This is a genomic window from Brevibacterium ihuae (assembly GCF_900184225.1).
In the GTDB taxonomy this organism is placed as follows: Bacteria; Actinomycetota; Actinomycetes; order Actinomycetales; family Brevibacteriaceae; genus Brevibacterium; species Brevibacterium ihuae.
Map to the genome: position 1 here is coordinate 901439 of NZ_FXWZ01000002.1, position 24240 is coordinate 925678.

General features: G+C 71.7%; 28 protein-coding genes, 1 tRNA gene and 1 pseudogene. 14 read left to right on the top strand and 16 right to left on the bottom strand.

What is annotated here, in order from left to right; genetic code table 11:
* Position 1 precedes the first annotated feature (1 nt).
* A complete protein-coding gene (locus C1A17_RS04155; RefSeq protein ID WP_101650995.1) occupies positions 2-691 on the top strand; it encodes a FadR/GntR family transcriptional regulator in 690 nt (229 codons plus the stop codon).
* 16 nt (positions 692-707) lie between these two features.
* On the opposite strand, the gene ppk2 is transcribed toward C1A17_RS04155, so the two are convergent.
* The 6 genes and pseudogenes from ppk2 to C1A17_RS04185 form a co-directional block, all read right to left on the bottom strand.
* On the bottom strand, positions 708-1655 hold the full coding sequence (gene ppk2 / locus C1A17_RS04160) for a polyphosphate kinase 2 (RefSeq protein ID WP_101650998.1): 948 nt from the start codon (positions 1653-1655) through the stop codon (positions 708-710).
* A 97-nt stretch (positions 1656-1752) separates the two neighbouring features.
* A complete protein-coding gene (gene tpx, locus C1A17_RS04165) occupies positions 1753-2250 on the bottom strand; it encodes a thiol peroxidase (RefSeq protein WP_101651000.1) in 498 nt (165 codons plus the stop codon).
* 31 nt (positions 2251-2281) lie between these two features.
* On the bottom strand, positions 2282-3298 hold the full coding sequence (locus C1A17_RS04170; protein ID WP_101651002.1) for a DUF368 domain-containing protein: 1017 nt from the start codon (positions 3296-3298) through the stop codon (positions 2282-2284).
* A complete protein-coding gene (locus C1A17_RS04175; RefSeq protein ID WP_101651004.1) occupies positions 3295-3744 on the bottom strand; it encodes a SufE family protein in 450 nt (149 codons plus the stop codon). Before C1A17_RS04175 ends, C1A17_RS04170 begins: the two co-directional genes overlap by 4 nt.
* The gene (locus C1A17_RS04180) at positions 3741-4646 is read right to left on the bottom strand and encodes a sulfurtransferase (RefSeq protein ID WP_101651006.1); all 906 of its coding nucleotides are present in this window, start codon (positions 4644-4646) and stop codon (positions 3741-3743) included. Before C1A17_RS04180 ends, C1A17_RS04175 begins: the two co-directional genes overlap by 4 nt.
* Positions 4647-4707: 61 nt before the next feature.
* Positions 4708-7202, bottom strand: a pseudogene (locus C1A17_RS04185) (excinuclease ABC subunit UvrA).
* A gap of 30 nt (positions 7203-7232) precedes the next feature.
* On the opposite strand from C1A17_RS04185, the gene C1A17_RS04190 reads away from it, so the two are divergent.
* A complete protein-coding gene (locus C1A17_RS04190; protein ID WP_101651008.1) occupies positions 7233-7811 on the top strand; it encodes an HhH-GPD-type base excision DNA repair protein in 579 nt (192 codons plus the stop codon).
* A 34-nt stretch (positions 7812-7845) separates the two neighbouring features.
* Here C1A17_RS04190 and C1A17_RS04195 read toward each other — a convergent pair whose 3' ends face one another.
* From C1A17_RS04195 to C1A17_RS04205, 3 genes are all read right to left on the bottom strand, one after another.
* Positions 7846-8343, bottom strand: coding sequence for a pyridoxamine 5'-phosphate oxidase family protein (locus C1A17_RS04195; RefSeq protein ID WP_101651010.1), 498 nt, complete (start codon positions 8341-8343; stop codon positions 7846-7848).
* Positions 8344-8432: 89 nt separating this feature from the next.
* Positions 8433-8966, bottom strand: coding sequence for an SRPBCC family protein (locus tag C1A17_RS04200; RefSeq protein WP_101651552.1), 534 nt, complete (start codon positions 8964-8966; stop codon positions 8433-8435).
* Positions 8951-9721 carry an SDR family NAD(P)-dependent oxidoreductase gene (locus tag C1A17_RS04205; protein ID WP_101651012.1) on the bottom strand — a complete coding sequence of 257 codons (771 nt, stop codon included), beginning with the start codon at positions 9719-9721 and terminating at the stop codon, positions 8951-8953. Before C1A17_RS04205 ends, C1A17_RS04200 begins: the two co-directional genes overlap by 16 nt.
* A 125-nt stretch (positions 9722-9846) precedes the next feature.
* On the opposite strand from C1A17_RS04205, the gene C1A17_RS04210 reads away from it, so the two are divergent.
* Complete coding sequence (locus C1A17_RS04210) at positions 9847-11631, top strand: bifunctional 3'-5' exonuclease/DNA polymerase (protein WP_101651014.1); 1785 nt, start codon at positions 9847-9849, stop codon at positions 11629-11631.
* Here C1A17_RS04210 and C1A17_RS04215 read toward each other — a convergent pair.
* Positions 11613-12398: a DUF429 domain-containing protein gene (locus tag C1A17_RS04215; protein ID WP_101651015.1), complete on the bottom strand. Its 786-nt coding sequence runs from the start codon at positions 12396-12398 to the stop codon at positions 11613-11615. The genes C1A17_RS04210 and C1A17_RS04215 overlap by 19 nt on opposite strands.
* 81 nt (positions 12399-12479) lie before the next feature.
* On the opposite strand from C1A17_RS04215, the gene C1A17_RS04220 reads away from it, so the two are divergent.
* Both C1A17_RS04220 and C1A17_RS04225 read left to right on the top strand, forming a co-directional pair.
* Positions 12480-13187, top strand: a complete 708-nt coding sequence (locus C1A17_RS04220; protein ID WP_101651017.1) for an MgtC/SapB family protein — start codon at positions 12480-12482, stop codon at positions 13185-13187.
* Between the two features lie 189 nt (positions 13188-13376).
* The gene (locus C1A17_RS04225) at positions 13377-14036 is read left to right on the top strand and encodes a hypothetical protein (protein ID WP_101651020.1); all 660 of its coding nucleotides are present in this window, start codon (positions 13377-13379) and stop codon (positions 14034-14036) included.
* Positions 14037-14051: 15 nt separating this feature from the next.
* Here the strand turns inward: C1A17_RS04225 and C1A17_RS04230 are convergent, their stop codons facing one another.
* Positions 14052-14624, bottom strand: a complete 573-nt coding sequence (locus C1A17_RS04230) for a mismatch-specific DNA-glycosylase (RefSeq protein WP_101651022.1) — start codon at positions 14622-14624, stop codon at positions 14052-14054.
* Between the two features lie 84 nt (positions 14625-14708).
* Here C1A17_RS04230 and C1A17_RS04235 point away from each other — a divergent pair, with 84 nt between their 5' ends.
* On the top strand, positions 14709-15392 hold the full coding sequence (locus tag C1A17_RS04235) for a hypothetical protein (RefSeq protein WP_146000572.1): 684 nt from the start codon (positions 14709-14711) through the stop codon (positions 15390-15392).
* On the opposite strand, the gene C1A17_RS04240 is transcribed toward C1A17_RS04235, so the two are convergent.
* The gene (locus C1A17_RS04240; protein ID WP_245873420.1) at positions 15349-16176 is read right to left on the bottom strand and encodes an alpha/beta fold hydrolase; all 828 of its coding nucleotides are present in this window, start codon (positions 16174-16176) and stop codon (positions 15349-15351) included. The genes C1A17_RS04235 and C1A17_RS04240 overlap by 44 nt on opposite strands.
* Before the next feature lie 67 nt (positions 16177-16243).
* On the opposite strand from C1A17_RS04240, the gene C1A17_RS04245 reads away from it, so the two are divergent.
* Entirely contained in the window at positions 16244-16549 is a 306-nt protein-coding gene (locus tag C1A17_RS04245; protein ID WP_101651026.1) for an acylphosphatase, read from the top strand.
* An 11-nt stretch (positions 16550-16560) separates the two neighbouring features.
* Positions 16561-17256 carry an HAD family hydrolase gene (locus tag C1A17_RS04250; protein ID WP_101651028.1) on the top strand — a complete coding sequence of 232 codons (696 nt, stop codon included), beginning with the start codon at positions 16561-16563 and terminating at the stop codon, positions 17254-17256.
* A 31-nt stretch (positions 17257-17287) separates the two neighbouring features.
* Here C1A17_RS04250 and C1A17_RS04255 read toward each other — a convergent pair whose 3' ends face one another.
* Together C1A17_RS04255 and C1A17_RS14140 are read right to left on the bottom strand one after the other, a co-directional pair.
* Positions 17288-18229, bottom strand: coding sequence for a diacylglycerol/lipid kinase family protein (locus C1A17_RS04255; RefSeq protein ID WP_180953206.1), 942 nt, complete (start codon positions 18227-18229; stop codon positions 17288-17290).
* Between the two features lie 20 nt (positions 18230-18249).
* Positions 18250-18675, bottom strand: a complete 426-nt coding sequence (locus C1A17_RS14140; protein ID WP_180953207.1) for a hypothetical protein — start codon at positions 18673-18675, stop codon at positions 18250-18252.
* A gap of 41 nt (positions 18676-18716) precedes the next feature.
* On the opposite strand from C1A17_RS14140, the gene C1A17_RS04260 reads away from it, so the two are divergent.
* Positions 18717-19232, top strand: coding sequence for a hypothetical protein (locus C1A17_RS04260; RefSeq protein WP_101651033.1), 516 nt, complete (start codon positions 18717-18719; stop codon positions 19230-19232).
* 9 nt (positions 19233-19241) lie between these two features.
* On the opposite strand, the gene C1A17_RS04265 is transcribed toward C1A17_RS04260, so the two are convergent.
* Positions 19242-19312, bottom strand: a tRNA-Gly gene (locus C1A17_RS04265).
* A 161-nt stretch (positions 19313-19473) separates the two neighbouring features.
* On the opposite strand from C1A17_RS04265, the gene C1A17_RS04270 reads away from it, so the two are divergent.
* Entirely contained in the window at positions 19474-19893 is a 420-nt protein-coding gene (locus C1A17_RS04270; protein ID WP_101651035.1) for a hypothetical protein, read from the top strand.
* Between the two features lie 143 nt (positions 19894-20036).
* Here the strand turns inward: C1A17_RS04270 and C1A17_RS04275 are convergent, their stop codons facing one another.
* Entirely contained in the window at positions 20037-21584 is a 1548-nt protein-coding gene (locus C1A17_RS04275) for an HNH endonuclease signature motif containing protein (protein WP_101651037.1), read from the bottom strand.
* Between the two features lie 197 nt (positions 21585-21781).
* Between C1A17_RS04275 and C1A17_RS04280 the strand changes: the two genes are divergently transcribed.
* From C1A17_RS04280 to C1A17_RS04295, 4 genes are read left to right on the top strand one after another with little or no spacing between them, the layout of a single operon-like run.
* Complete coding sequence (locus C1A17_RS04280; protein WP_180953208.1) at positions 21782-22396, top strand: NAD(P)-dependent oxidoreductase; 615 nt, start codon at positions 21782-21784, stop codon at positions 22394-22396.
* A 44-nt stretch (positions 22397-22440) separates the two neighbouring features.
* Complete coding sequence (locus C1A17_RS04285) at positions 22441-22866, top strand: hypothetical protein (RefSeq protein ID WP_146000573.1); 426 nt, start codon at positions 22441-22443, stop codon at positions 22864-22866.
* 40 nt (positions 22867-22906) lie between these two features.
* The gene (gene arfB / locus C1A17_RS04290) at positions 22907-23350 is read left to right on the top strand and encodes an alternative ribosome rescue aminoacyl-tRNA hydrolase ArfB (RefSeq protein ID WP_101651042.1); all 444 of its coding nucleotides are present in this window, start codon (positions 22907-22909) and stop codon (positions 23348-23350) included.
* A gap of 28 nt (positions 23351-23378) precedes the next feature.
* Positions 23379-24233, top strand: coding sequence for a class I SAM-dependent methyltransferase (locus C1A17_RS04295; protein ID WP_101651044.1), 855 nt, complete (start codon positions 23379-23381; stop codon positions 24231-24233).
* The last annotated feature ends 7 nt before the right edge of the window (positions 24234-24240 follow it).

The following is a 24240-nucleotide window of genomic DNA, read 5'->3' on the forward strand; positions in this document are numbered from 1 at the left end:
GATGAGCACGGTCCGCCCGGTGCGCACGGGCAATGCGTTCGAGGACACGATCGCGCAGCTCCTCCGCGCCATCCGGCTCGGCGAGTTCATGGTCGGCGAGAAGCTCCCGGCGGAGCGCGATCTCGCCCGTTCGCTCGGGGTGTCCCGCGCGACCCTGCGCGAGGCGCTCCACGAGCTCAAGGAGACCGGGATCGTCGAGGTGACCCGCGGTCGCTACGGCGGAACCGTGGTCATCGGCCTGCCGAAGGACCATGGCGACCTCGCGGCGATCGACCCGGCCGAGCTCGCCGACGCGCTCGCGTTCCGCGAGGTGCTCGAGACGGCCGCGGCCCGGATCGTCGCCGCAGCGCCGCTGTCGGCCGCGCAGCGGCAGGAGCTCCGGAGCGCCTGCACGGACTGCGAGGAGGCCGAGCTCGTCGAGTACCGCGCCTTCGACTCCCGCTTCCACCTCACGCTCGCCGAGCTCACCGGCATCCCCTCGCTGCGCACCGCGGCGGCGGAGACGCGCGACCGGGTCAATGCGCTGCTCGACCGGATCCCGCTCCTGCAGCCGAACCTCGATCATGCGAACGACCAGCACGAACTCCTCGTCGACGCGGTGCTGTCCGGCGACGTCGAGGCCGCCGTGCGGCACGCGGCCGATCATGCCCGGGGAACGGCCGCACTCCTCCAGGGCTACCTGGAGGAGTGAGACGGAGCCTGCGGGCTCAGAGGTTCGGGAAGGTGCCGATCGACTCGCCCTCGCCGGCCTCGAGGAGGGACTTGCCGCGGCCGACGATCTTCTTGTCGACCTTGCCGACGACCTTGTGGTCCTTCTCCGGGTAGTCGAACTGGGAGAGCACGTAGCGCATCGCCTCGAGGCGGGCGCGCTTCTTGTCGTTCGACTTCACCACGGTCCACGGCGCGTGGGCGGTGTCGGTGTAGAAGAACATCGCCTCCTTCGCCTCGGTGTAGGCGTCCCACTTATCGCGGCTGGCGAGGTCGGTGGGCGAGAGCTTCCACTGCTTGACCGGGTCGTTGGACCGGGCCAGGAAGCGTGCGGCCTGCTCGGCCTGGGACACCGAGAACCAGAACTTGATGAGGTGGATCCCGGAGTCGACGAGCATCCGCTCGAACTCGGGGCAGGTGCGCATGAACTCGAGGTACTGCGCGGGATCGCAGTAGCCCATGACGCGCTCGACGCCGGCCCGGTTGTACCAGGAGCGGTCGAAGAACACGAGCTCCCCGCCGCTGGGCAGGTGCTCGACGTAGCGCTGGAAGTACCACTGGGACTGCTCGCGCTCGGTGGGCACGCTGAGCGCGACGATGCGGGCGCCGCGCGGGTTGAGGTGCTCCATGAACCGCTTGATCGACCCGCCCTTGCCGGCGGCGTCGCGGCCCTCGAAGAGGATCGCGACCTTCTCGTTGTTCGTCCGGATCCAGAGCTGGAGCTTGAGGAGCTCGATCTGGAGCTGGCGCTTCTGGCGCTCGTAGCTGCGGCGCGTGAGCTTGGTGTCGTAGGGGTAGTTCTCCCGCCACGCGGGCAGTCCGCCCGGACCGCTCGGCACCTCGACCTTCGCATCCTTGGCGGCCTGGACCTTGACCTTGGAATGGAGCTCGACGAGTTCGTCGACCTCGTAGCGGTTGTGGTCGTGCTCGATATCGAGATTGGTCATGCGGCCCCCTCGGCGCTGTGGGTCAAGCGGCACGGGAGGCGCCGCCGATCAATTGTACCGAACAGGGCGAGCGGTCCGGACGGGCGGGGTCGGACCCTCAGCCCAGCGCGGCGACGGCGGCGTCGTAGTCCGGCTCGGAGGTGATCTCCGGGACGAGCTCGGTGTACGTCACGGTGCCCGACTCGTCGAGCACGAGCACGGCGCGGGCAAGCAGCCCGGCCATCGGGCCGTCGGCGAGCGTGAGACCGAAGTCCTCGCCGAAGGTTGAGCGGAACGCCGAGGCGGCGGTGACGTTGTCGATGCCCTCGGCCCCGCAGAAGCGGGACTGGGCGAACGGCAGATCCTGGGACACGCAGAGCACGGCGGTGTTGTCGAGACCCGCGGCGATCTCGTTGAAGCGGCGCACCGAGGCGGCGCACACGCCGGTGTCGATGCTCGGGAACACGTTGAGCACGACGCGCGTGCCGGAGAACGCGCCGCTCGTCACCGCGCCGAGGTCGGTGCCGACGAGGTCGAAGGCCGGCGCCTGGGAGCCGGTGGCGGGGAGATCGCCGGAGGTGTGGACGGGATTCGATTTGAATGCGGTTTCAGCCATACCACCATCCTCGCCTGCCCGCGGCCGGCGATCAACCGTCCGCGGCGTCCTTCCGGTCCCGCCGGGCGGCCTCGCGCGCGGCCTCCTCCTCCTCGATCTCGTGGACCGTGGGCGAGAATCTCCGCTCGAACACGACGAGCGCACCCACCACCACGGCGCCGAGGAGGGCGAGCAGCACCGGACCGAGCACGGGGTCGTAGGGCGCGAGCAGGGCACCGGGGGCGCTCTCGTCGCCGCCGGACGCGGCCTGCCACGGCCACAGGGCGCGGAGCGAGCCGATCATCAGCCCGGTCATGACGAGCAGGGTGAGGCGGCGATGCCGGGTGAGGAGGTGCTTGAGCAGCCGCACGAACGAGGCGAGACCGACGAGCGCGCCGAGGCCGAACACCGCGATGTAGCCGAGGTCCCGGTCGTCGAGCGCTCCCATCGTCGTCGAGTAGAGGCCGACGGCGAGGAGGAAGAACGAGCCGGACACCCCGGGGACGACGAGAGCGCAGATCGCGATCGAGGCGGCGAAGAAGACGACGACGAGCGACGGGTCTGCCTGCGCGCCGCCGTCGGCGAATCCGATGAGCACGAAGGCGAGGGCCGCGGCGGCGACGACGAGCCCGGCGTCGAGCAGCCGGGTGCCGGCGGTCGGCGCGTCCCGGGACGGGAGCATGAGCACCGGCACGAGGATGCTCATCGCGACGAGCCCGAAGAACAGTCCGCGCGAGGCCTCGGGGTGGTCGGCGACGAAGCGGGCCATGATCCCGGCCGCGGTGAGCACGGCGGCGGCCATCCCGATGAGCACGGGGACGATGAGCATCCACTGCGTGCGGGCGAGCTCCTCCCGGAATCCGGTCCAGCGGTCCGGGCCGACGACGAGCCGCTTGAGCGCGGACAGCACGTGGGAGGCGGAGTCGATGAGCTGGTCGTAGACACCGGTGACGAGGGCGACCGTGCCGCCGGAGACCCCGGGGACGAGCTCGGCCAGGCCGATGAGGAAGCCGCGGACCAGGTCGAGGGGCAGAACCCACAGCGGGCGGCGCTCCGTGCCCGTCGTCATCCGGCGGTCCTCTCGCGGACCTGGCGCTGGATCCGGGCGAGCATCCCGCTCATCCCCCGCAGCCGCAGGGGGCTCACCTGGTCCTCGAGCGACAGGCGCAGCGGCAGCTCGGCGGGCACCGCGAGCACGGTCGCGGCCGGCCGGCCGTCGAGCCCCTCGTGGAGGATCCCGGCGAACCCGCGGGTGGTGGGCGCCTCGGGCGGGGCGCTGAAGTGGAGGCGCACGGTGCGCTCCGCGTCGTCGTCGACCTCGGTGACGAGGAAGATCGGCGACTGGCACTCCGGCACCGGCTCGAGGAACTCGGGGTGCTCGGCATAGCGCTCCGGGAGGTCCGGGAGCTCCTGGCTGAACTCGAGGAGGAGCTGGAGCTTGTCCGGATCCGGCATCGCGGCGAAGTCGTCGGCGATCTCCTGGAGACCGCCGGGCAGGGGTGCGGCCTCGGTCATCGTCGGGGAGCCTCCCCCGGCTCCTCGCCGCGCACGATCGGCACACGGACGACGTTGCCCCATTCCGTCCACGAGCCGTCGTAGTTCCTCACCCGGTCGAAGCCGAGCAGGTGGTGGAGGACGAACCACGTGTGGCTCGAGCGCTCGCCGATCCGGCAGTAGGCGATGACGTCGGAGTCCGCGCCCAGGCCGAGGTCGTCGCGGTAGAGCGCGCGGAGCTCCGCGGCCGACCGGAAGGTGCCGTCCTCGTTCGCGGCCTTCGCCCACGGCACCGAGTGCGCGGTGGGGATGTGGCCGCCGCGCAGGGCGCCCTCCTCGGGGTAGTCGGGCATGTGGGTGCGCTTCCCGGTGTACTCGTCGGGGCTGCGGACGTCGATGAGCGGAACGGTGCCGATGCTCTCGAGGACCTCGGGGAGGAACGCGCGGATGGCCGAGTCGTCGCGGTCGACGACGGGATAGTCGACCTGCGGGCGCTCGGGCTTCGCGGTGGTGAGCTCGCGGCCCTCGGCCTGCCACAGGGCGCGTCCGCCGTCCATGAGGCGCACGTCGGAGTGGCCGAACAGCGTGAAGACCCACAGCGCGTATGCGGCCCACCAGTTGGACTTGTCGCCGTAGATCACCACGGTCTCGTCCCGGCCGATGCCCTTGGACCCCATGAGCGCGGCGAAGCCCGCGCCGTCGACGTAGTCACGGGTGACGGGGTCGTTGAGCTCGGTGTGCCAGTCGATCTTCACCGCGCCGGGGATGTGCCCGGTCTCGTAGAGCAGCACGTCCTCGTCGCTCTCGACGATGACGACGCCCGGGGTGTCGAGGTGGTCGGCCACCCACTGCGTGCTCACCAGACGCTCGGGATGGGCGTACTCGGCGAACTTCGGGTTCGTGCTGTCGGCGGGTGCTCTCACGATGCCTCCACGGTCTCGGGTTCGAATGGTCCACTCAGCCCAACCGCACCGCGACGGCCGCTTATTCCCGCCCGCCGTCCGGCGCCCGGCCCGCCAGGCAGGTCCCGGTCGCGGTCCCGGAGGCCGCGACCTCGGCGGGAGACCCGGCGGCGACGATCCGGCCGCCGGCGGCACCCGCCCCCGGCCCGAGGTCGATGACGTGGTCGGCGCGGGCGACAACCCGCATGTCGTGCTCGACGACGACGACCGTGCTCCCCTGATCGACGAGACGCTCGAGCTCGGCGACGAGGAGGTCGACGTCGGCGGGATGGAGTCCGGTCGTCGGCTCGTCGAGCAGGTACACCGTGTGGCCGCGGGACGCGCGCTGGAGCTCGGTGGCGAGCTTGATCCGCTGCGCCTCCCCGCCGGAGAGCTCGGTGGCCGGCTGCCCGAGGGTGAGGTACCCGAGTCCCACGGCGGCGAGCGCGTCGAGCGCCCGGGTGATGCGGGCGTCGCCGGCGAACACCGGCCGGGCGTCGCGCACGGTGAGGTCGAGGACCTCGGCGACGGTGCGGTCGTTCCACGTGATCTCGAGGGTCTCGGCGGTGTAGCGGGCGCCTCCGCAGTCCGGGCAGCGGGCGTAGCTGCCGGGGAGGAACACGAGCTCGACCTCGATCTGCCCCTCACCCGAGCACGTGGGGCAGCGCCCCTCGGGGACGTTGAACGAGAACCGGCCCACGCCCCAGCCGCGCGCCTGCGCCTCCGGGGTCCCGGCGAAGAGCTGCCGGACCCGGTCGAACAGCCCGGTGTACGTCGCGAGGCACGACTGAGGGCTGCGCCCGATGGGCTTCTGCGTGATGTGGACGAGGCGGTCGACCGCCTCGGCGCCGGTGACGCTCCGGATGCGCGGCGCGTCCTCCGGCGCGGCGTCCTCCCCGCCGTCCTCGACGACGGTCGTGCGCACGCGACCGGCGAGCACCCGGCCGAGCACGTGGGTGACGAGCGTCGACTTGCCCGACCCCGACACCCCGGTGACGGCGGTGAGCACGCCGAGCGGGAACTCCGCGTCGAGGTCGTCGAGGGTGCGCGCGGTGATGCCCTCGAGCCGCAGCCGCCCGCGCGGGGTGCGGGCTTCGGCCGCGGTCCGGAGGGCGGGCGCCGGGGCGCCGAGGTAGCGCGCGGTGATCGAGCCGCTGTCCTCGGAGAGCTCGGCGACCGGCCCGGAGTGGAGGATCCGCCCGCCCTCGACGCCGGCGCCGGGACCCACGTCGATGACCCAGTCGGCGTGCTCGACGAGGCCCATGTCGTGCTCGACGAGGAGGACGGAGTTGCCCTCGGCTAGGAACCGGTCGAACAAATCGAGGAGGACGCCCTTCTCCGTCGGATGGAGACCGGCCGAGGGCTCGTCGAGGACATAGGCGACGCCGAACAGGCCGGAGCGGAGCTGGGCGGCCAGCCGGAGGCGCTGGAGCTCGCCGGCGGACAGGGTGGCGGCCGGCCGGTCGAGCGAGAGGTGTCCGAGGCCGAGCCGGACGGTGGTGTCGAGCACGGGGAGCGCGGCCGGCAGGAGGATCCTCTCGGCCTCCTCCTCCGGGGTCCCCTCGCCTGCCGGCAGCGCGGCGAGGCGTGCGGTGAGGCGGGCGTGGACGTCCGCTGCGGTGCGGGCCATGAGCGCGTGGACGGGCTCATCGAGGTAGGTCACCCGCAGCGCGTCGGCACCGAGCCGGTGGCCGTCGCAGGCCGGGCACGTCCGGGTGTCGAAGTGCCGCAGGGCGCGCGCCCGGGTCTTCTCCGATTTCGTGTCGTGGTACGTGTGCAGGAGGTAGCGGCGCACGGAGGACCATTTGCCCTGGTAGTCGCGCTGGATCCGGCCGGCCTCGCGCTCCGGGGACACCGTGACGACCGGCTGCTCCTCGGTGAAGAGGATCCATTCGCGGGTGTCGGCGGGCAGGGTGTGCCACGGGGCGTGGATGTCGATGCCGAGGGTGCGGAGGATGTCCCGGAAGTTCTTGCCGAGCCACGCTCCCGGCCAGGCGGCGATCGCGCCGTCCGCGATCGAGAGCGCGGGGTCGGGAACCATCGAGTCCTCGGTCGGCTCGTGGAGGACCCCGGCGCCGTGGCATCGCGGGCACATCCCCTCCGGGGTGTTCGGGCTGAAGGCGTCCGAGGTCAGCCGACCCCCGTGGAGCGCCGAGCCGCGCGTGAGGACATCCGCGGGATGATCGCCGGCGCGGGAGTACAGGAGCCGGATCGCGTTCGACAGCGTCGTGATCGTGCCGACGGTCGAGCCGCGGTGTGCCGCTGCTCGAGGGCGACCGTGGGCGGCATGCCGGTGACGGATTCGACCCGCGGGTCGACCGCGGAGCCGATGAGGCGGCGGGCGAAGGGGGCGATCGATTCGAGATAGCGCCGCTGCGCCTCCCCGTGGAGGGTGCCGAAGGCGAGCGAGGACTTGCCGGACCCGGAGACGCCCGTGAAGGCGACGAGGCGGCCGCGCGGGAACGCGGTCGTCACGTGCCGGAGGTTGTGGAGGCGGGCGTCGTGGACGTGGACGAGGCCGGAGGGATCGACGGGCATGGGACCACGCTACCGGGCACAATGGTGCCCATGAGCGATCTCTACCTCTCCACCGATCCCGCCGCCGACGCGCTCCTCGCGGAGAACCCCTTCGCCCTGCTCACCGGCATGCTCCTCGATCAGCAGGTGACGATGGAGTCCGCGTTCGCCGGCCCCGCGAAGCTCGCCGAGCGCCTGGGCGGGTACTCCCCCGCCGTCGTCGCGGACATGGACCCTGAGGCGTTCCTCGCCGCGTTCCGGGAGAAGCCGGCGGTCCACCGGTTCCCGAAGTCGATGGCCGAGCGGGTGCAGAAGCTCGCCGCCGCGATCTGCGCCGACTACGACGGCGACGCGGCGGCGATCTGGACCGCGGGTGACCCGGATGGTCCCGAGGTGCTGCGCAGCCTCAGGGCGCTGCCGGGATTCGGAGAGCAGAAGGCGCAGATCTTCCTCGCCCTGCTCGGCAAGCAGTTCGGCCTCGCGGCCGACGGCTGGCGCGAGGCGGCGGGCGAGTACGGGGACGCCGCAGCCCGCCTGTCGATCGCCGATGTCGTCGACGAGCACACGCTCACCGAGGTGCGCGAGACGAAGAAGACCCGCAAGGCCGCCGCGAAGGCGCGGAAGCAGTAGCCGGCCCGGCCCTCCGACCGGCGACCCGGTCACCTCACATGTCGACGGTGCGGGACTCCCCAGCCTGCGGGGTGCCCTTCGACGCGGCAGCGGCGATCATCGACACCATCGTCCGCACGCCGCCGGGGGAATCCCAGAACTGCGCGGTGCGCGGAGTGACGCGGATGAGGCGCACGTCCGGGTCGTCGGCGCCGCCGGAGAACCAGGCGGAGGTGAAGGTGTTCCACAGCTCCTTCTGCTTCTCGACGTCGCGGATCACCGCCGCGGTGCCGGAGACGGAGACCCAGCTCGACTTCCCGGAGTAGGCGACGTTGACCTCCGAGTCGCGGGCGAGCTCGTCGACGACGTCGGAGCCGACCGAGGTGATGAACCAGACGTCGCCGTCCTCGACGACCTCCTGGGTGCCCATCGGCCTGGAGACGAGCGTGCCGTCGGTGTCGACCGAGGTGAGCATCGCGATCCGGGTGTTGTTCATGAGCTCCCGGACCTTCTCGCGGAGCTCGGCCTCGGAGGTGCGGGTGGTGTCATTCATGGCGGGTTCCTTCCCATCGACGTGTACCCCCACTCTTCCAGGAACAAGGCACCTTGTCGATGGAACGGCCTCGAGGACTCGGCGGATGCTCAGCCGGAGGCCAGCCGCTCCCGCAGTCCCCGCTCCCCGGCGGCCATGACCCGGCCGTGCGCCCAGGGTGCGAGCGGTCGCAGTGCGCGCACGAGGCGGCGACGGCTCACCACGCACCAGGTGATGGTGAGTGCGGTACCCGCACCCGCCTCGGTCGCGGTGAGCCGCCCGGTGCCGCGGAGGTCGCCGGCGGCGCGGACGAGGGCGCGCTCCGGCGGGCGGGCCTCGGTGAGCTCGAGGGCGAAGCGCAGGCGGTGTCCGAGCGGGCTGCCGATGGTGAGGGCCACCCGCCGCCCGGGCGCGCCCTCACCGGGGTCGGCGAGGACCCGCGCGCTGCGGATCCCCGGCCACCACCGGGGCAAGTGCTCGACCGCGATGAGCTCCTCCCACACCCGCGCAGGCGGCACCGGAGCCGTCCACGTCGAGGTGAAGTGGAACGCCGCGGATTCCCCGGGCGCGGGTGCGGTGTGCCGGTGGGGCCCGGCCGGTGCGGGGTGCGCGGTGATCGGGGTGCCGCTCAGCCGGCGGACCAGCCGGCGTCGACCGGGATCACGGCGCCGTTGACGTCGGAGGCGGCGTCCGAGGCGAGGAAGGCGATGACCTGGGCGAGCTCCTCGGGCTTGGCGTTGCGGATCGCGCTCTGGTGGACCGGGGTGATCGCGGCGAGCCCGTGCTCGGGATCCATCGCGGACATGTCGGTGCCGGACATGATGTTCGTCTCCACTCCGCCCGGGCAGGCCGCGTTGCAGCGGATGCTCTGCTTGCCGTAGGTGTAGGCAGTGTTGAGGGTGAGGCCGATGAGCCCGTGCTTGGAGGAGGTGTAGGCGGCACCGGCGGCGCCCCCGCGCAGGGAGGCCGAGCTGCCGACGTTGACGATCGCGCCGCCGCCGCGCTCGAGCATGACCGGGATCGCGGCGCGGATGAGGTACATCGGGGCGGTGAGGTTGACCCGGAGGATCCGGTCCCACTGCGCGGTGTCGACGTGGGCGGCCCCGGAGAAGTCGTCCATGATCCCGGCGTTGTTGACGAGCCCCAGGCGGTCGCCGCGCTCGGCGGCGAGTGCGATGAGATCGGCGGCGGCCTGCTCGTCGGAGATGTCTGCGACGACGGCGGTCGCCTCGCCCCCGGCTCCGGTGACGAGCTCGACGGTCTCGTGCGCGGAATCGGCGATGTCGGCGACGACGACATGGGCCCCGCGCGAGGCGAGGAGGCGGGCGGTGGCCCGGCCGATGCCGGAGCCGGCTCCGGTGACGACGATCGTGTGGCCGGTCATGTCGGTGGTGGTCATGGATCCTCCGTGGTTCGGTGACGTGGACGGCGGCCGGGTGTGAGGCGCGCCACCTCGAGCCTGTCACAGTCGGGTGGCGCTCGCACCCGAACGCCGGGGGAACTGCCGGTGACGATAATGGGGGCATGCACATCGTCCTCGGCCCCGCCGGTTCCGCCCCCGACGCATCCGGCCCCTCGGGATCCGAGGCGCCGGCGTGGCAGGCCCTCCTCGTCGAGGACGACCGGACCGTCGGCAGCCGCGAGGCCCCGCTCGAGCACCTGCCGGAGCTCGTGCGCTCGCTCGCCGCAGAAGCGCCCCGGCCCGAGGCGATCCGCTGGGTGTGGTCGCAGACGGCCCAGGTGTATCCGCCGCTCCTCGCCGCCGGGATCGTCCCGGCGCGCTGCTGGGATCTGAGCCTGTGCCAGCGGATCCTCCGGGATGCCGCCGCCCTGCCGCTCACCGGGGTCGACTACTCCCCCGTCGTCCCGCTCGACCCGACGCCCCCGGAGCCGGCCGAGGAGCGGGTGGTGCCGCGGGTGGACCCCGGGCAGGGATCGCTGTTCGATGCGCCGGCGGACGGCGACGATGCCCCGGAGCCCTCGGCCGAGCAGCTCGCCGCCGAGCTCGCCGCGCAGCTGCGCGCCGTCGCCGGCAGTCGGCACCCGCAGCGGCTCCTCCTGCTCCTCGCCGGGGAGTCGCAGGGCGGGATGATCGCGGTCGAGATGCACCGCGCCGGCCTCCCCTGGCGACGCGATGTCCACGAGCGCCTCCTCGCGGACGCGCTCGGGCCACGTCCGGTCGACGGCGCGCGCCCGGAGCGGATGCAGGCCCTCGCCGACCGGATCGCGGCGACGCTCCAGGTGCCCGACGTCAATCCCGACTCCCAGCCCTCGCTGCTGCGCGCTCTCCACACCGCGGGCGTCCCGGTGCGGTCGACGAGCAAATGGGATCTGCTCGCCTGGGCGGAGGAGGGCGGAGCGCGCGCCGAGCAGCGGCACGCCCTCATCGCCGAGGTGCTCGAGTACAAGACGCTGCACCGGCTGTGGACCGCGAACGGCTGGCAGTGGCTCGATGCGTGGGTGGAGGACGACCGGTTCCACCCCTCCTACGCCGTCGGCGGGGTGGTGACCGGACGCTGGGCCGCGCACGGCGGCGGCGCCATGCAGATCCCCGGCACCGTCCGCGATGCGGTGCGCGCCGACCCGGGGTGGGCGCTCACCGTCGCCGACGCCTCCCAGGTCGAACCGCGGATCCTCGCGGCGATGTCCGGGGACCGGGCGCTCGCGCAGGCCGGCCGCGACGGCGACATGTACCTCGGCGTCGCGGAGCTCGGACGGCGTGCCGGGTCGGCGGTGAGCGAGCGCTCGCGGGCGAAGATCGCCCTGCTCGGCGCGATGTACGGCTCGACGACCGGGGACTCCGGGGCGCTCGTCCCCCATCTGCGCCGGCTGTTCCCCGTGGCCCTCGACTTCGTCGAATCCGCGGCGCGGGCCGGCGAGCGGGGTGAGCGGGTGGCGACGTGGCTCGGCCGGACCTCGCCGGTGCCGGACGAGCGGTGGTGGGAACGGGTCGCCGACGTCAGCACGGCGGAGGCCGAATCGCGGGCGGGCTCCCTGCGCCGCTCCCACGGTCGGTTCACCCGGAACTTCGTCATCCAGGGCACGGCCGCCGAATGGGCGCTGTGCTGGATGGGCGGGGTGCGCCGGCGGCTCCTCGCCGGCACCCCGGACGGGCGACCCCTGCGGACCCGGATGGTGTTCTTCGTCCATGACGAGATCGTGCTCCACGGCCCGGAGGAGGAGGCCGAGGCGGTCCGCGCACTCGTCTCCGCGGCGGCCTCCGAGGCCGGACGGCTGCTGTTCGGCGCAGCTCCCGTCGAGTTCCCGCTCACCGTCGCGACGGTGAGGTCCTACGCCGAGGCGAAGTGAGGCGGGGCGGCCGGGTCTCCGGTCGGCAGGCAGATCCAGCCCTCCACGCGAGCCGCCTCGGCCTGTTCCGGTTCGGGGCGGAGGCAGCGGCCGCCGGCGACCTCGCGCGCGAGGAGAGCCGAGAGGACCGCATCCACGGCGTCGTCGCTGTCGGCGCAGAGCTCGTCGTACCCGTGCCACTCGAGCCACGGGAGCATGTCCGCCAACCGGCGGACGAGGTCCCGCCGACGCGCGTCGTGGTCCCTGCCCTTGTACCCCCGATGCGGAAGTCCCCAGACCTTGAGGGCGGCGGCCGGATACACCTCGCAGGCTGACCCGGTTCCATCCCGAGCGGTATCGACGCCGTGCGCGCGGAGCCGCGCGGCGACGGCGGCCCAGCGGAAGGCCGGATGGGCGATGCGGTCGGTCGACACGCTCAGCGGCACCACCCCGGCCCGTGCGCGGACGACGAGGTCCGTGGTGCGCATCGCCAAATGCCTGCGCCACCCGTCCCCGGTCGGCAGCTCGGCGCTCACGTCTCCGCGGGCGTGGGCCGCGATGAGCGCGGCGAAGGGCTGCGGCCATCCGAAGGGCACGTCGACCCCGGTCCGGTCGGCGCGGACCACGGCGGCCACGACGGTGTCGTCATCCGCGCCGACGGCCACGCTGTCGATGTGGACGCGGTGGTCCGCGGGATCCTCGACGAGGAATGCCAGGCCGGTTCTCCGCGGGTCTGCCGCGAGATCGATCCCGCACCAGATGCTCCCGGTTCGCGTCGTCGTGTCCATAGATGTCCCATCCTCCACCCCGGCGCGGATACCGCAAGGCGCTCGCGGCCGGGCCTAGGGTGATCCCACAGGAGGCAGACCATGGACTTCGACGTGATCCCGGGCGACATCGCGACGCAGGCGGTGCTCCTCGGCTGCGCCTTCGTCCTCGCGGCGATCATCGGCATCGAGCGCGAGGTCCGGCACAAGAGCGCCGGAGCGCGCACGCACATCCTCGTCGGCCTCGGGTCCGCCCTGTTCACCCTCGTCTCGGTCTACGGCTTCGCGGGGATGGTCGACGACGAGACCGTGCGGGACCCCGGCCGGATCGCCGCCCAGATCGCCACCGGGATCGGCTTCCTCGGCGCCGGCGTGATCTTCGTCCGGCAGAACGTCGTGTCCGGACTCACCACCGCCGCCTCGATCTGGGTGAGCGCGTCGGTGGGAATGGCGTGCGGGGCGGGGATGCCGCTCATCGGCGCGCTCGCCGTCGTGTTCTACCTGCTCACCGTCACCGTGGTGAACGCGCTCGTCGAGAAGCTCAGGAGGCCCGAGCTCGCCGAGCACTTCACCGTCGAGTACGAGGACGGCAAGGGTGTGCTCCGCGACATCCTCGAGCAGACCTCGCGCCAGGGCTACGAGTCCTCCCTCAACCACACCCGGCGCGTCCCGAACGGCGGCCGGCATCTCATCGAGGCCGAGCTCCGATTCACCCCGCGGCAGAGCGGTGTGGAGCGCGGGGTGTTCGAGATCCTTCACGACATCGAGGGCGTCCACTCCGTCGAGGTCAACGAGCAGGTCAACGACTGACCTGCGCGTTCATTGCCCCGGTGGGACCCCGGCGAGTACCGTCGGGAGCACCGGCCCGCACGGTGCGGGCCTCCCCTCGACGAGGAGACCCGCCATGATCACCGCTTCCCCGGGCCTCGGCTTCCACGGCTCGGCCGAGATGCCGCTCAAGGAGCAGCCCGGGTGCGTCACCATCGACTGCGGCCGGGAGTGAGGGCCGAGCCGAAGCCGCTGAGCCCGGCGCAGGCGCGCCGCGTCGAGGAGCAGTGGAGCACGTTCACCCGCACGGGGCACCTGGAGGTCTCGATGAGCACCGGGCGCTCGGTGCTCCTCCTCATCGGAGCGGTGGTCTTCGCCGGGCTCGCCGCGCTCGCCATCGTCGTCAACGTCCAGGCGGTCATGTGGGGCGAGGAGACGTGGCACATCCTCCTCAACCCGATGTTCTGGATCTTCGTCGCCGGCTTCGTGCTGTTCGGCGTGCTCGGCATCCCGGCGGCGACGGTGGCCATCGCGAACCGGCCCTCTCTCGTGCTGACACGGGAGGGGTACTTCCGCGTGGTCGGACTCCCCGGCCGATGCCTTCGCCACGGCTTCCTTCCCTGCACCGCTGTCGAAGCCGTCATCCTCACCAATATCCCCTCGCTCCGCTGGCCGATGCCTCCGACCCGCCTGGTGACCCTCGTCCTCACCCCGGAGACCTTCGACCGGCACATCGCTCATCAGCGGGCGACGAATCGACGGCTCCGACCGGCCGAATCCCGGTTCTTCGGCCCCCGGGCGGTCGCACTCCATGATGGGTACCGGCACGGCACTCGGGTCGCGTTCGAGCTGTTCGCCTGCGTGCACCGACAGGCCGTGCGCGAGTTCTGAGCGGATACCGGCCGGTCAGTCGGGTGCGACGGCACCTGCTGCCAGCGCGATCTCCCGGTAGGCCGCAGCCAGGTCGTCGAGGCTCGAATGGGCGTTGAGGCCGCTCGGGTTCGGGGCGACGAACAGCTCGGTGTCCGGCCACGGCGAGGGCTGCCTCCCGACCTTCGCGCGCGGGAGTCCGAACGCGGTCCGGTAGGCGGTGATGCCGAGGACTGCGACGACGCGCGGCCGCTGCTCGAGGACGAGCCGGTCGAGCCGCGCCGCACCCTCACGGAGCTCCTCGGCGGTGAGCTCGTCCGCGCGGGCGGTGGCGCGCGGACAGATGTTGCTGATGCCGATGCCGCGCTCGGTGAGCTGGGCGAGGTCGGCATCCGTGAACCCGGCCGAGGCGTCGATGAGCGAGGCGGTGATGCCGGCCCGGTGGAGCGCGGGGTAGAAGCGGTTGCCGGGCCGGGCGAAGTGCGCTCCGGTGGCTGCGGTCCACAGTCCCGGGTTGATCCCGACGAACAGCAGTCGGAGCGGATCGGGGAGGAGATCGGGGACGGTGGTGTCTCGGTACCCCTCGAGCTCGGCGCGGCTGAAACCCATGAGCGAACGGTACCGTGGGAGAGGTCGGCGCGCAGCGGGCGGGCCGCCCGTCCCGAAGGAGACCCCGATGATCAGGGCCGCGGAGTGAGTCGGAACGGTCGACCGCTCTCCTCGAAGGAGGCCGGGCGGGTGGAGGCGCTGTGGGCGACACTGCTCCGGACCGGCAGTGTCGAGATCCCGATGGGCGTCGGGCGCGTGGTCGCCGGACTGTGCGGCGCCGTCCTCTTCGCCGGGTTCACCGGCCTCGCACTCGCCGTCACCGCGCTCGAGGTGGTCCGCGGCGAGGAGACCTGGCAGGTCGTCCTCAATCCGCTGCTCTGGGTCTTCGTCGCCGGATTCGTCCTCTTCGGCATCATCGGGATCCCGTCGATCCTCGCGCTTCTCGCCGCGCGCCCGTCCCTCATCCTCACCCCCGAGGGGATGGCCGAGCACACCGGACGCACCGGTCACCGCACGCGGCGCTCGTTCCTCAGGTGGTCCGAGATCGACGACGTCCGCGCGACCTTCATCCCTCAGCGGTGGCCGCTGCCGCCCACGCACCTCGTCACGATCATCCTGTCACCCGCGGCCCACGACCGCCGCTCCGCCGATCGCGGTCGCGCCCGTCGCACCCTCGATGCTGTCGAAGCGCGGATCTCCGGGGCGAGGTCGGTCTCGCTGCGGTCGGGGTTCCGGGGAGGCAGCCGGGTGCTCGAGGCGCTGCTCTGCCGCGCCCACCGGCACTTCAGTCCCGGTCGTCGAGGAGGAACCCCCGGAGCACCGCGATGAATTCCTCGGGCTTCTGGGAGTGGATCCAGTGCCCGGCGCCCTTGATCATCACCCTCGCGGCGCGCGGGAACAGCGCGCGCATCGCATCCCCGTACTCGGGGCGGATGTAGTCGGAGTCCGCACCGCCGACCCACAGCACCGGGCGCTCGAACCGCGCGTCGCCGAGGTCGGGGAAGCCCCCGATGGTGCCGAGCGAGTCGTGGAGGAGCTCGAGATTGGGCTCCCAGCTCAGCCCCTCCTCGCCGGAGCGGAGGTTCTGGAGGAGGAAGCCGCGCACGGTGCGATTGGGGATCGGCCCGGCGAGCGCGTCGTCCGCCGCCGATCGTCCGTCGAGAGCGTCGAGGTCGAGGGCACGGAGGCTCGAGAGCAGGTGGTCGAACTCGCTGTCGCCCGAGGCCTTCGCGCCGTCCGCGTCGGTCCCGACCGGGGAGATGTCCTCGACGACGAGCCGGTCGACGAGATCGGGGTGCCGCAGGGCGAGGACCATCGCGACCTTGCCGCCCATCGAATGGCCGATGACGTCGACCGGACCCTCGGAGGCGAAGTCGGCCCGGAGCTCGGCCGCGACATGGTCGGCCATGTCGAGGTAGTCGAAGTCTGCGGTCCACTCGGAGCCGCCGTGGTTGGGCAGGTCGACGAGCAGGCTCGTGCATTCGGGCTGCAGGCCCTTGGCGATCCGGGTGAAGTTCTTCCCCCGGCCGAACAGCCCGTGGAGGAATACGACGCGGCGATCGCCGTCGCCGACGGTCCGGGTGCTGAGGTCGATGCGCTCGGTTTCGGTCACCGGTGCAGTCTATCGAGACCGCGCACAGCCCTCCCGGCGGCGCCGCCCCGCGGCTAGGCTGGTGATCATGACGAACTCCGAGCAGACTCCGGACCGGACGGACCTCCGAGAAGTGCAGGTCGTGGTCACCGGCGAGGTGCAGGGGGTGTCGTTCCGCGAATCGTGTCGCCGCGAGGCAGAGGCGCGCGGGGTCACCGGCTGGGTCCGCAACACCGACTCGGGCACTGTCGAGGCGCTGTTCGCCGGCCCGGGCGACGCCATCGAGGCGATGATCGACTGGTGCCGCACGGGTCCGCCGGCGGCCCAGGTCGCATCCGTCCACGCGGAGCCGAGCGACGGATCGACGCCGAGCACCGGATTCATCGTCCGCTGAGGAGGAGCATCATGCGACACGACACCGTCCTCCTCGACGTCGACGGCACCCTCATCGACTCGACCTACCACCACGCGATCGCCTGGCACCGCGCGTTCCGCGATCACGGCATCGACCTCCCGATGTGGCGCATCCACCGCGCGATCGGCATGGGCGGCGATCGGCTCGTCGCCGCCGTGGCCGGGGACGCGGTCGAGGAGCGCCTCGGCGATGCGCTGCGCGAGGCCCACGGGGAGAAGTACGAGGAGATCGCCGAGGACGTGGGGCCGCTGCCGGGCGCGCGCGAGCTCGTCGAGTTCCTCGGCGCGCGCTTCACCGTGGCCCTCGGCTCCTCGGGCAGTCCCGAACACACGGCGCTCGCGATGGAGAAGGTGGGTCTGGGCGAGCACGACATCGCCGCCGCGACCTCCTCAGGCGACGCCGTCTCCTCGAAGCCCTCACCGGACATCCTCCGCGCCGCGCTCGACCAGGCCGGCGGCACGAGTGCGATCGTCATCGGCGACGCACCCTACGACATCGTCGCGGCGGCCCGCATGGGAGCACCCTGCATCGCGGTGCGCACCGGGGGCTTCGGGCCGGCGGAGCTCGAAGCCGCCGGCGCAGTCCTCGTCGTCGACGGACTGCCCGAGCTCCTCGAGGCGGACTGGGACGCGCTCGCGCATGCCGCACCGCCGCCGCACGCCGAGGACGACCCGCCCGTGCTCTGACGGGCCGCGTCCCGATCGGTCCGGTGCGCGGTCAGGTGAGGAGCCGTACCGCTCCGGGCACCACGGTGACGTCGACGACTCCCCCGCCCTCGGAGCCGGCGAGCACCTCGTCGCCGTCGGCGAACACCGGAACGCCGTGCGGGACCGCCACGCGCACCCGGACGGCGCTCCGCTGCCGCAGCGGGGCGAGGAGGCGGTGGGCGCGGAGGTAGACGAAGGGGAAGAGCCCGGCAAGCGCCGCGCGGGGCAGCTCACCGACGATGCTCACCTCGGCCCGGCCGTCGGCGAGGTCCGCACCGGGTGAGAGAGGGATGCCGCCGCCGATCGTCGGGCCGTTCTGCACGCAGACGAGGGCGGCCGGCGTCGTCCGTATCTGCTCGCCGTCGCAGGAGATGCCGAACTCGGCGGTCCGGAACCCCGGCAGCTCCGCGGCGAGCGCCACCAGGTAGCGTCCCGCCGCGGGAAGGCGACGCAGCGTGTTGGCACGCTGGTTGACGAGCGCGTCGAAGCCGATGTTCACCGAGTTCGCCACCCAGAGGTCGAGGGAAGCCTTCGCGCCCTCAGCGTCGGTGACGACGCCGAGGCGGAGAGCGTCGACGGCCCGCGCGGTGAGCGGACCCTCCGCCAGCCGAGTGAGGACCTCGGCGAGGCGGGGACCGGGCCGGCGGGTACGGATGCCGGCGGCGCGGGCGAAGTCGTTGCCGGTGCCTGCCGGGATCACGGCGAGAGGCGTTTCGGTGCCGGCGACGAGCGCGACACCCGCGGCGACGGTGCCGTCACCGCCGATGACGACGACGGCGTCCACCCCGCTGTCCACCACCGCGCGAGCGTGGGCGAACTGCGCCTGCTGGTCGGCACCGTCGGGCACGCTGAGCCCGAGTCGTCGCGTTCCTGCGGTGAGGGCCGTGCTGATCGCCCGCCGGTCGCGCGTCGCGTGCGGGTTGAGGAGGACGAGGACGCGACGGGTCGACATCGGCGTGGTTCGGCGGGCGGTCAGAACCGCGAGAACATCAGTCCGGTGGAGAACCCGATGACCATGTTGACGACGATGTCGATGAGGAGGACTCCTGCGATCGTCAGGGCGATGACCGCCGCCGTCCTCCGCGGGCGACCGCGGAAGAGCGCGACGATGCCGAACGCGATCGCGATGAGCGCGACGACGGCGGTGATGACCGCGCCGACTCCGCTGATGAGGGTGTAGGTCGCGGGATTCGTCGGGAAGTTCCCGCTCAGCGGCAGCATCACCATGACGGCGGACCGGGCGATCGACAGGCCCCAGGCTGCGAGAGCGATGATGAGTGCGGTGATTCCGAACGGCCCGCCGAAGATCCCGGTGCGCCCGGACCGGGCTGGTGGGACGGGTGCTGACGCTGCGGCGGTGCCGGGGTACGGCTCCGGGGACTGCCATGGGGTGCTCATGGGACGAGCATAGGCGGTCGCGCTGTGACAGTATGCGAAGCATGATGCCCGCGCAGGACGAATCCCTCACTGTCACCTACGACACGACCGGCGACCGCCGGACGCTCGAGCTGATCCGTGATCTGCGTGTCCCGCTGCTCATCCGGGTCGGTTCCGTGATCGCGTTCGTCGTGATCGCGTGGGTGTCGCTGCGCGGGGACTCCGTCAACTGGTTCATGCTCGTTTTCGGCACTCTCCAGTTCGTGTTCCTCATGGTTTTCGCACCCCGCTGGATCATCGATGGCATGGAGAAGAGGATCGGCGTAGCGATGCACGATGGGGTCGTGTTCGCGCTGACCCCGGAGGGGCTGTGGCGGGCCCATGCGGACGGGACCGGCACGCTGCACCCCTGGAGGGACGTGCGGATGTCGGGGACGATGAAGGAGAACTCGGAGGAGTACTTCGAGCTCTCCGTGCGAATTCCCGGGGAGAGGCTGGCCCTGAGCGCCAAAGGGCTGCGGGTGCCGATCGAGACGATCCTCGAGCGCCGGGCGAGGTTCGCGAAGCGGGGCCGGTGAGGCCGAGAGAGCGGGCGACGGGAATCGAACCCGCGTATCCAGCTTGGGAAGCTGGCGCTCTACCATTGAGCTACGCCCGCGTACCGGACCAGTCTACATCGACTGCGCCGGTGTCCGGCGGCAGCACGGATTCGGCGAGTCCTCACCGGAGCCGCTGCCGCCTGTGACCTCAGGATGAGCACTTATCCACACAGTCGGATCGGCTCTTCCCGCGGCACTCGTCGAGCAGCAGGATCTGAGCATGAGCTTTGCAGACCTCCCCTCGAACTGGCCCGAACTCCCCCTCACCACTCCCGGCCTCGCCTGCGATGTCGTCGACCTCATCCTCGGCATGCGGGATCGGGCGAACAATTCTCTGCTCGTCCTCCCCTGTGACGAGAACGCTGTCCCATTCCCCTCGCCGATCGTGTTCGAGAGTATGCAGTGGCGCTGCTCCGCCCTCGAGCGGAAGGAGAGGTTCGCGCTGCTGTCGGAGATCGGAGTGCCCGGCATGCTCGTCGCCCTCTCGTGCTACGCGACGATCCCCGATGACGTCGCACTCCGCTGGCACCGCACTGCATCGCTCGTTCTCCCGGAGAACGGGGTGCGGCTCGTCGGACTCTTCACTGCCACGCGCCACGGAGTCCACGAAGTCGGAGGCACGGGCGCCCATGCCGCATGACGGTTCCGGCGCGGTTCCGGAACCGCGCGGCTTCAGCTGCGGAGCTACGGAACTCCAGCTGCGCAACCTTGTGAATTCAGTCCCGCAGCCAGTCAGCCGGGTTCCGAACGCCGCCGCACACCGGGCGCCCATTGCAGCCGTCATCACGACGCCAGAGGGTACTCGCCGATACGGGACCGCAACAGATGCTCGGCCATACTGAGGATCCTGCCGGCGGGCGGGTGCTCGTCGTCGACGTCTCGCTTTCGGCCGACATCCCTGACCTCACCAACTACGCGATCCTCCCCGGCTTCGCGGTCCACTCCAGTTGCGATGTTCTTCCCGGTTTCGCGATCCTCCCCGGCTTCGCGGTCCGCTCCACCGTCGAAATCCCCCTCGGCCGGTCCGGCGCGGGTGGGATCGGCATGCGCATCCGTCCCGGCGGCGGCCTTCGGGCTGACGAGGTCAGTCTGTGTAATCACCATCGGCGGGGTGTCCACCGAGTAGTGGTGTCCGGTCGGCGTCCGTACCGTCAGCCGCTCCGGCACCGCCGCGTGGATCCATCCCGGATTCTCCTTGGCGTAGTTGCATGCCGCGCACAGTCCCGAGGCGTTCCGGATGTCGGTCGCCCCGCCCTCTCGGTAAGGGGTCGCATGGTCGATGTGTCGGATCGGCGCATCGCAGAACGGGCTCCGGCACACGTCGTCGCGGATCATCACCAGCCGGCGCAGCAGCCCGGTGAACTCCCGCCGACGCGAATCCATTCCGACGAGCTGTCCTGAGCCGGGAGCGGTGAACAGCCGGCGGAGGAACACTCCCGCCTCGTTCGTCCGGAGCATCCGGCGCGCGGACCCCGCCGGAAGAGGACCATGACCGGGGATCCACGCCGGGTGCTCACCCTCGCCGACGAGAGCTGCGTCGGTCATCACCAGCTGCACCTCAACAGGCACCGCATCCGCGGCGGCCTGACCCGTCACGCGCTCGACCAGCAGGTCCGCCGCGGTCTGGGTCATGCTCCGGCCGCCGGCCTCGCCGGTTCCCACCATCGCGGCGGCCGTCTTCCGCAGGTTCGAGTAGGCCGCCACGGCCTGGGTGAGCGGGAGGAGCGCGGTCAGGTAGGCCATCCCTCCGGGAGCGGGACGCACGCTCACGCGGCGCTCGGCGGCGCACCGGTCGAGATGCTCCACCGCGGCGACCTGGTCGAGACGCTGAGCATGAGCGCGTGCCTCCGCACCGAGTCTGCGCACGCCGGTCGTGTCGAGGCGGTCCGCCATGAACTCATCGACCCGCCGCCGCTTCTCCGGGGACAGCCACGACGTCTCCCGGTGGAGGACGTGGGCCTTCTCCTCCGAGATCACCCCTGCGCTCAGCGCGTTGAAGGCATGGGGCAGATCGTGATCGAGGGACCGGGCGAGTCCGAGGAAGCGCGCACCGCGGGCCGGGGATTCCCGCCGCGCGAGGCCGATCTCCGCTCCCAGTCCCCGACAGCGCTTGGCCTGCGGGACCCCGCGGGCGGCCTCGTCGTCCTCGCGGATCGTCGCGAGATCGTTCGCCGCACGAACCTGCGCAGCGACTGCGGCAGCCTTGAGCTCTTCGAGAACGCGGATCCGATCGATGGCCTGTGCCTGGGTCGCGACCGGCGGAAGATGCGCCAGCTCATCACGCAGTGCGGCGAGATCCTCGCCGGTTCGCACGCGCTGCTCGGTGGTCATGACAATCACGGTACCGGGACCCACGGACACGGTCCTGACCAGCTGAAATGCGGGCCGAGGAGTTCATGATCCGACTCTGCGGATCCGGCCATGCACCGCGGCCGCGGCGGTTTCGGGCCCGCCGCCGCCCGGTGCCCATCCGGCTAGGATCGGTCCCTGACCGGACAATGCATCCACCACGAGGAAACGGGGGCCCTGTGAAGCTCACCATCATCGGCGGTTCAAAGGGGACGGGTCTCCGGCTCGCAGAGCTTGCACTCTCCGCCGGGCATGCGGTCACCGTCGTCTCCCGCAGCGGCACGGCGCCGAGCGGAGCGGTGAAGGCGATCGGGAGCGCGACCGACCCCGGGCTCGTCACTGCTGCGATCACCGGCGCGGATGCCGTTGTCGTCACCGTCGGTGGAGCCAAAGGCGTGCGGCATCAGCGGGCCGCCGTCACGCGGACCGTGATCGCCGCGATGCAGCAGGCCAGCGTGCGCAGACTGCTCGTCCAGTCGTCGCTCGGCGCCGGCGATTCCGCCTCGCAGCTGCCGAAGCCGCTCAACCTCATCGCACCGTTGGTCCTCGCGAAGCCGCTCGCCGATCACGACGAGCAGGAATCAGCGGTGAGGGAGTCGGGACTCGACTGGACGATCGTGCGTCCCGCAGGTCTGACCGACAAACCCACGACCGGTCGGTGGCAGGCGCTCGAGACCGGGGATGCAGGGAAGCTGCGCGGATCGATCCCGCGCGCCGACCTCGCTGCGTGCATGCTCGAGGCACTCGAGGACAGCGCGACCTTCGGCGCAGCACTCGGGGTGAGCAGCCGGTAGGTTCCCGTTCTCGGTACTCGGTCCCCCTTGCTACCCTGGCCCCCGTGGACGGATTCGAGGGAGAGCAGTACATGCGCCGGGAGCGCCGCGAGGCGTTCCTCATGGTCGTCATCGCCCTCGCCTTCGCCGCGGTCAGCGTCGTCCTCATCCTCTTCGCCGGGAATCCCTGGGTCGGGGCGGTCGGCATCGCGTTCTCCGTCGGCGTGCTCGCCGCCGCCATCGCCAAGTCGAACCGATCGCACGAGCCCGCCGCGCGGATCGGCGCTCTCATCGGGTCCATGGCCTTCGGCGCCACCGGCGCGGCGATGATCGCATCGTCGTTCATCACCCCGTCGCCGTTCGGCGAACGACAGCTGCCAGTGCTGATCTCGGGCGTCCTGTTCCTCGTGCTCTTCGGCGGCGGATCCGTCCTGCTGCTCCTCCACCAGATCCGCCGGAGCCGCGCTCCCCGGAACAGGACGCGCCTATGAGCCCGACCACGGCGGGACCGGGGAAGCCGGGACCTCTCGCATGGACCCGCTGAGGATCGAGTCCGGCCCCGGGATCCCCGGCGGCCTCGTCACCCCCGCCGCTGACCTCACCGAGCGGTTCGCGCGGTCGTCCGGCCCGGGCGGCCAGGGAGTCAACACGACCGACAGCAAAGTCCAGCTGTCGATCGACCTCGGGTCCTCCCCTGCCTTCACCGAGACCCAGCGCCGGCGCGTTCTCCGGGCCCTCGACGACCGTCTCGTCGGCACCGTCCTCACCATCGAGGCGTCCGAGCACCGCGCACAGATCCGCAACCGCGCCGCCGCCCGAGCCCGGCTGGGCACCCTCCTGCGCGAGGCGCTCGCACCGCCGCCGCCCGCCCGCCGACCCACTCGCCGCACGCGCGGCTCGGAGAGGCGACGGCTGGCGGCGAAGAAGCGGCGAGCGGAGATCAAGTCGACCCGGCGACGGCCGACCGGTGAGTGACGAGCCGGGAGCCGGATAAGCTCGTCGCATGACTCCCCACGCCTCTCCCGACAGCACCACCTGGTTCGAGGACAACCGGAAGAACTGGGACGACCGGGCGGCCGTTCACCAGGCATCCGGGTACGGGATCCCCGAACTCATCGACGACCCCGAGGCGATCCCCTCCACACTCGCCCCCGATGTCGACCGGCTGGGCGACCTGCGGGGCGCCGCGGTCATCCACCTGCAGTGCCACCTCGGCACCGACACCGTGGGTCTGTCCCGCCTCGGGGCCTCCCGCGTGGTGGGCGTCGACCTGTCCGGCGCGTCGATCGCGCATGCGCGGGAGATCGCCGAGTCGTGCGCGGCGGACATCGAGTACGTCGAGGCCAACGTCTACGACGCCCGCAGCGCGGTCGAGGGGAGCTTCGCCCTCGTCTACACCTCGCTCGGGGTGCTGTGCTGGCTCCCCGACATCGATGCGTGGGCGCGTGTCGTCGCCTCGCTGCTGTCCCCCGGCGGTCGGTTCTTCATCCGCGACGATCACCCGATGTTCATGACCGTCGGTGAAGACGTCAGCAACGGGCTGCGCATCGAACAGCCGTATTTCCAGCGGGACACGCCGCTGACCTGGGAGGACGAGGGCAGCTACATCGAGATCGCGGCCGAGGCGCCGGAGATCACGCACACCCGCAACCACCAATGGAACCATTCCCTGGGCGAGATCGTCACCGCCCTCGTGCGCGCCGGCCTGGTCATCGACGCGCTCGAGGAGGTCCCGTACTCGGCCTGGTGCCCGTGGCCGGAGCTCATGATCGACGACGAGGAGCGCGGATACCGACTGCGGGAACGCCCCGAGCGGCTCCCCCTGCAGTTCGTGATCGAGGCGCACCGGCCGGAGTGAGCGGAGC